The sequence below is a fragment of the Segeticoccus rhizosphaerae genome, assembly GCF_009192725.1.
Taxonomy (GTDB): Bacteria; Actinomycetota; Actinomycetes; order Actinomycetales; family Dermatophilaceae; genus Segeticoccus; species Segeticoccus rhizosphaerae.
The window spans coordinates 1-6,137 of sequence record NZ_VOHR01000229.1; the positions used below are offsets into that span (position 1 = coordinate 1).

6 protein-coding genes are annotated in these 6,137 nt (G+C 70.7%); 4 read left to right on the top strand and 2 right to left on the bottom strand.

The window, feature by feature from the left end; translation table 11 throughout:
- On the top strand, positions 1-756 hold a 756-nt coding region (locus FRW57_RS15725; protein WP_152186435.1), incomplete at its 5' end, for an aminotransferase class I/II-fold pyridoxal phosphate-dependent enzyme.
- 103 nt (positions 757-859) lie between these two features.
- Complete coding sequence (locus FRW57_RS15730) at positions 860-2,149, top strand: citrate synthase (RefSeq protein WP_137123231.1); 1,290 nt, start codon at positions 860-862, stop codon at positions 2,147-2,149.
- Between the two features lie 78 nt (positions 2,150-2,227).
- Here the strand turns inward: FRW57_RS15730 and FRW57_RS15735 are convergent, their stop codons facing one another.
- Positions 2,228-3,160 (bottom strand): hypothetical protein, encoded by a 933-nt coding sequence (locus FRW57_RS15735; protein WP_203230357.1) that lies wholly within the window; start codon positions 3,158-3,160, stop codon positions 2,228-2,230.
- Complete coding sequence (dapD, locus tag FRW57_RS15740; RefSeq protein ID WP_152186436.1) at positions 3,147-4,094, bottom strand: 2,3,4,5-tetrahydropyridine-2,6-dicarboxylate N-succinyltransferase; 948 nt, start codon at positions 4,092-4,094, stop codon at positions 3,147-3,149. The genes FRW57_RS15735 and dapD overlap by 14 nt, the downstream gene beginning before the upstream one ends.
- A gap of 60 nt (positions 4,095-4,154) precedes the next feature.
- On the opposite strand from dapD, the gene dapE reads away from it, so the two are divergent.
- Complete coding sequence (gene dapE / locus FRW57_RS15745) at positions 4,155-5,228, top strand: succinyl-diaminopimelate desuccinylase (protein WP_152186437.1); 1,074 nt, start codon at positions 4,155-4,157, stop codon at positions 5,226-5,228.
- A gap of 52 nt (positions 5,229-5,280) precedes the next feature.
- Positions 5,281-6,030 carry an LOG family protein gene (locus tag FRW57_RS15750; RefSeq protein WP_137123228.1) on the top strand — a complete coding sequence of 250 codons (750 nt, stop codon included), beginning with the start codon at positions 5,281-5,283 and terminating at the stop codon, positions 6,028-6,030.
- Positions 6,031-6,137: the final 107 nt, after the last annotated feature.

Here is a 6,137-nt window from a genome sequence, read left to right on the forward strand (position 1 = left end):
CGGCTCGCGGGCGCGTCGCCGCGGCCGATGCGCAGCCTGACCGGCCTCGGGCCGATGACGCGCGCATCCGCACCGGGGCTGCTGTGGCTCAACACCCCGTCCAACCCGACCGGCCAGGTGCTCGGCCTCGGCCACTTGCGCAAGGTGGTGAGCTGGGCGCGCCTGCACGGTGTGCTCGTGGCCAGCGACGAGTGTTATGCCGAGCTGGACTGGCGCGAGGACCCGGGCGAGGACGACTCCGGCCGGGCGGCCGTCTCCACGCCGAGCCTGCTCGACCCCCGGGTCTGCAGAGGTGATCCCACCGGGCTGCTCGTCGTCTACTCGCTGTCCAAGCGCAGCTCGATGGCGGGCTACCGCGCCGGCTTCGTGGCCGGCGACGTGTCGGTGGTGCGTCGGTTGCTCGAGGTCCGGCGGCACGCCGGGATGATGCTGCCGTGGCCGGTGCAGCGGGCGATGGTGGCCGCGCTCGGCGACGACGAGCACGTCGCGGTCCAGAAGGCCCGGTATGCCCGCCGCAGAACGACCCTGACCAAGGCGCTGGCAACGAGCGGCTTCCGGGTGGACCACTCCGACGCGGGTCTCTACCTCTGGTCGAGCCGAGGAGAGGGCTCCTGGGAGACGCTCGAGTGGCTGGCCGGGCACGGCATACTCGCGGCGCCTGGCACCTTCTACGGCCCTGCCGGCGCGGAGCACGTCCGGATCGCCCTGACCGCCTCGGACGAGCGCATCGAGGCGGCGGCGCAGCGACTGGCCTGATCTTTCGTGGCCGGTGCCCCGTTCAGGTGGCTCGACGTTCTGGGGTACCGTCGAGAGCGCTGATCTTCCGGCAACGGAGCCGGGTCTCGAGGAGGACGAATAGATGACCAACGACGCTGCCACGTTCACGACGGGCGACACCAAGCTGAGCTTCCCCCTCGTCAAAGCCCACGAGGGCAATGACGGCTACGACGTGTCGGCGCTCCTGAAGGAGACCGGCAACGTCACGCTGGACGTGGGCTTCGTCAACACCGCCTCGTGCCAGTCCAAGATCACCTACATCGACGGCGCCGCCGGCATCCTGCGCTATCGCGGCTACCCGATCGAGCAGCTCGCGGAGAAGTCCTCCTTCATCGAGACCTCCTACCTGCTCATCTACGGCGAGCTGCCCACCGCCGACCAGCTCGACGACTTCGACCAGCGGCTGCGGCGGCACACGCTGCTGCACGAGGACCTCAAGGGCTTCTTCCAGGGGTTCCCCCGCGACGCGCACCCGATGCCGGTCCTCTCCTCGGCCGTCTCGGCGCTCTCGACCTTCTACCAGGACAGCCTCGACCCGTTCGACCAGGAGCAGGTCGAGATCTCGACGGTCCGCCTGCTCGCCAAGCTGCCGACGATCGCGGCCTACGCCTTCAAGAAGAGCGTCGGGCAGCCGTTCCTCTACCCCGACAACGACCTCGGGCTCACCGAGAACTTCCTGCGCATGACCTTCGGGCTGCCGGCCGAGGCCTACGACCTCGACCCCGACCTGGTCAAGGCGCTCGATCTGCTGCTCATCCTGCACGCCGACCACGAGCAGAACTGCTCGACCTCGACGGTGCGCCTCGTGGGGTCGGCCCAGGCCAACCTGTTTGCCTCCGTCTCGGCCGGCATCAACGCTCTCTTCGGCCCGCTGCACGGTGGCGCCAACGCGGCCGTGCTCGACATGCTCGAGGGCATCCAGGCCGACGGTGGCGACGTCGACGAGTTCGTCCGCAAGGTCAAGAACAAGGAGGACGGGGTCAAGCTGATGGGCTTCGGCCACCGCGTCTACAAGAACTTCGACCCGCGGGCCACCATCATCAAGAAGACCGCCGACGAGATCCTGGGCAAGCTGGGCAAGCGCGACGAGCTGCTCGAGATCGCGCTCAAGCTCGAGCAGGTCGCCCTGGCCGACGACTACTTCGTCGAGCGCAAGCTCTACCCCAACGTCGACTTCTACACCGGCCTCATCTACAAGGCGATGGGCTTCCCCACGCGGATGTTCACCGTGCTGTTCGCGATGGGACGGCTGCCGGGGTGGATCGCCCAGTGGCGCGAGATGATCGAGGACCCGCAGACCAAGATCGGACGCCCCCGGCAGATCTACGTGGGCGAGACCGAGCGCGACTACGCGGCGATCGAGAAGCGCTGACCCCACCAGTTCTCGCCCCACCCCTCCCACGATCTCCCCTCCCGGGGCGTGGACGCGGGGCGGTCGGTGCGGGAGCGACTAGCCGGAGTCGCCGGCGAGGGTGATGCGCACGGTCGTCGAGGTGGCGGCGGGGCGCTCGGCCGAGGGCCAGGTCCAGCCTGACTCCTCACGGCTGCGGGTCCACGTGTGGTCACCCACCGTCACCGCGGTGACGTCGTCCGCCTCTGCGTGCGCGACGGCCCAGGCGCCGACCGTCCACGCCACCGTGGGGGTGCGCACCGCGACGGTCAGCTCGCCGGACGAGACGCGGGGTGTCAGCCCGGTCTCTCGCGTGAGCTTCTGCGCCAGCGCGGCGGCGTCTCCGGCGCCGTCCGGCGGGTCGAGGCGACAGCCGATGGCGCCCGGGACCTGCCCGGTGAGTACCGAGGCGAGCACGCGTCCCTCGGTCTCGTGCTCGGCATACGCCGTGGGGTAGCCGCTGCGCTGCACCTCCTGAGCCATGTCTCCGATCGGCGCGGTCTCGTAACCGGGCACCTGGATGAGCCGGTCGTAGAACGCGCCGCTCGCGTAGACGGCGTCCTGCACCTGGTCGGCGGTGCCCCAGCCCTGGCTCGGCCGCTGCTGGAACAGCCCGAGCGAGTCACGGTCGCCGTAGGTGAGGTTGCGCAGCTTCGACTCCTGGATCGCCGTGGTGAGGGCGATGGTGGCCGCTCGTGGGGGCAGGGCCCGGCGGACCGCCACCGCGCTGATGGTCGCCGCGTTGGCACTCTGCTCGGGCGTGAGCGACTGTTCCATCGACCCGACGACGAAGCGGCACCCCGGCGCGCCGAAGTTGTGCAGCAGCCCCCTGACCCCGACGAAGGCCCCGATACCGACCGCGGCCACCAGCACGAGGACCAGGGCGCGACCGAACAGGCGCCGGGCGGGGCTGTGGTGGGGACGGAAACCGGGCGGACGAAGGTGCGGGAAGTCGCGGTGGCTCGGGTGCTCGCGTGGGTCAGTCGTTGGCATGCAGGACCGTGTTGAGCGTGATCCCGAATCCCTCTCGGGGCAGTGCCTCGACCGCTCCGGACTGGGAGTTGCGGCGGAAGAGCAGCCCCGACCGTCCGCTCAGCTCCCGCGCCTTGACGACCTCGGACGCATTGCCGTCGGTGACGAGCACCTTGGTGCCGGCCGTGACGTAGAGCCCGGCCTCGACCACGCAGTCGTCCCCGAGCGAGATGCCGGTGCCCGACTGGGCGCCGAGCAGGCAACGCTCCCCGATGCTGATCCGCTCGGTGCCGCCCCCCGACAGGGTGCCCATGATGGAGGCGCCGCCGCCCACGTCGGTGCCGTCTCCCACCACGACGCCCTGCACGATGCGCCCCTCGACCATCGAGGTGCCCAGGGTGCCCGCGTTGAAGTTGACGAAGCCCTCGTGCATCACGGTGGTGCCGGCCGCCAGGTGGGCGCCGAGCCGGACGCGGTCGGCGTCGGCGATGCGCACGCCTGAGGGCACGACGTAGTCCGTCATCCGGGGGAACTTGTCGATCCCGTGGACCTGGACGGCCCCGAGCTCGCGCATCCGCATCCGCCTGCGCTCGAAATCGTCGACGGGGCACGGGCCGTGACTGGTCCAGACGACGTTGGTGAGGACGCCGAACAGGCCGTCCAGGTTGATCGTGTTGGGTCGCACCAAGCGGTGTGACAACAGGTGGAGGCGCAGGTAGGCGTCCGGCACGTCGGCCGGCGGCGCATCGAGGTCCACCGAGACGTGGGTAACACGCATCCGGACTCCCCGGCGGGGGTCCTCCTTGTCGAGCGAGACGAGGTCGGCCGGGGGACCGTAGGGGCTGTCGTCGGCGGCCGGCCCCAGCGCAGGCTCAGGAAACCAGGTGTCGAGGACCTGGCCGTCCATGGTCTCCGTGGTCAAGCCATAGCCCCACGCCGCGCGCTCGTCGGTCATGGGCCACAGCCTAGGCGAGCGGCCCACGGCCATCGCCACCGCTTGGATACGCTGCGTGGCATGCCCCCGCACCCCACGCTCGACCTCACGGCCGACGTCGTCACCCTGACAGCCGCGCTGTGCGACATCGAGTCGGTGAGCGGGGAGGAGGTGGCCCTGGCGGACGCCGTCGAGGCCGCCCTCGCGACGCTGCCACACCTGACCGTGACCCGTGACGGCAACGCCGTCGTGGCGCGCACGGACCTGGGACGGGCCGAGCGGGTCGTGCTGGCAGGGCACCTCGACACCGTCCCCCTGACCGAGCCGCCCAACCTGCCCACCAGGCGGGACGGCGGCGACCTGGTCGGACGCGGCACGGTCGACATGAAGGGTGGGGTGGCGGTCCAGCTGCGGCTGGCGCAGACGGTGCCCGAACCCACCCGGGACATCACCTACGTCTTCTACGACTGCGAGGAGGTCGAGGAGGAGCGCAACGGGCTGGCTCGTCTCGGCCGCAACCGGCCCGATCTGCTGGCCGCCGACTTCGCCGTGCTGCTCGAACCCACCGACGGCCGCATCGAGGGCGGCTGCAAGGGGACGCTGAGGGCCGACGTCGTGGCCCGGGGCACGGCCGCACACTCGGCGCGGCCGTGGAACGGCCACAACGCGATCCACGAGGCCGGCACCATCCTGCAGCGGCTCGTCGCCTACCAGCCGCAGATCGTGCGGGTCGACGGGCTCGACTACCACGAGGCGCTGGGCGCGGTGGCCGTCCACGGCGGCATCGCCGGCAACGTCATCCCCGACACCTGTGTGGTGACCGTCAACTACCGCTTCGCCCCCAGCAAGAGCGCCGAGCAGGCCGTCGCCCACGTGCGCTCGCTCATGCAGGGGTATGACGTGCAGGTCACCGACCTGGCCGCCGGGGCGCGCCCGGGGTTGCAGCGGCCGGCCGCGCAGGGTTTCGTCGAGGCGCTCGGCCTGCCCGTGGTGGCCAAGGAAGGATGGACCGACGTGGCACGGTTCGCCGCGCTGGGCGTGCCCGCCGTGAACTTCGGCCCCGGTGACCCGAACCTCGCCCACCATGACCACGAGCGTTGTCCGGTCGAGCAGCTCGTTGCCGCCGAGTCGGCGCTGGTGCGGTGGCTGCGTTGAGGTCGGCCCGCACAGCCCTGCGTCGGACGTCGACGTCCCGTAGGTTGAGGTCGTGAGCGACAAGACCTACCAACTCGGCCCGGTCACCCTGAGGGGCGAACGGGCGCCCGACTCGACCGCCGACCAACGGTTACTGGACAACGACGGGCAGGCCGACTGGCTGCACACCGATCCTTGGCGGGTGCTGCGCATCCAGAGCGAGTTCGTCGAGGGCTTCGGGGCGCTCGCCGACCTCGGACCGGCGGTGAGCGTGTTCGGGTCGGCCCGCGTGCAGCCGGACGACCCCACCTACGCCCTGGCCGGCGAGGTGGCCAAGCACCTGGTCGAGGCCGGCTACGCCGTCATCACCGGAGGAGGACCGGGCACCATGGAGGCGGCCAACAAGGGCGCCTTCGAGGCCGGTGGCACGTCGGTCGGCCTCGGGATCGAGCTGCCGTTCGAGGACGGCCTCAACCGCTACGTCGGCCTCGGCATCAACTTCCGCTACTTCTTCGCGCGCAAGACGATGTTCGTCAAGTACGCGCAGGGTTTCATCGTGCTGCCGGGTGGTTTCGGCACGCTCGACGAGCTCTTCGAGGCCGTGACGCTGGTGCAGACCCGCAAGGTCACCAACTTCCCGATCGTCCTGATGGGATGCGACTACTGGAGCGGTCTGCTGGACTGGCTGCGCGACACCGCGCTCGCCAGCGGCACCATCGCCACACGCGACGTCGACCTCTTCCACCTCACCGACGACCCGGAGCAGGCCGTCCGGATCATCACAGAGGCCGAGGAGCAGCTCCCGGCCAAACGCCCCGAATAGGTCCTCAGGCGAGGGCCCGGCGGGCCTGCGCCGGTCTGCCCGTCCGCAGCGCGGCCACCATGTCGAGCACCTGCCGGGTCGCGGCCACGTCGTGCGCGCGGACGACC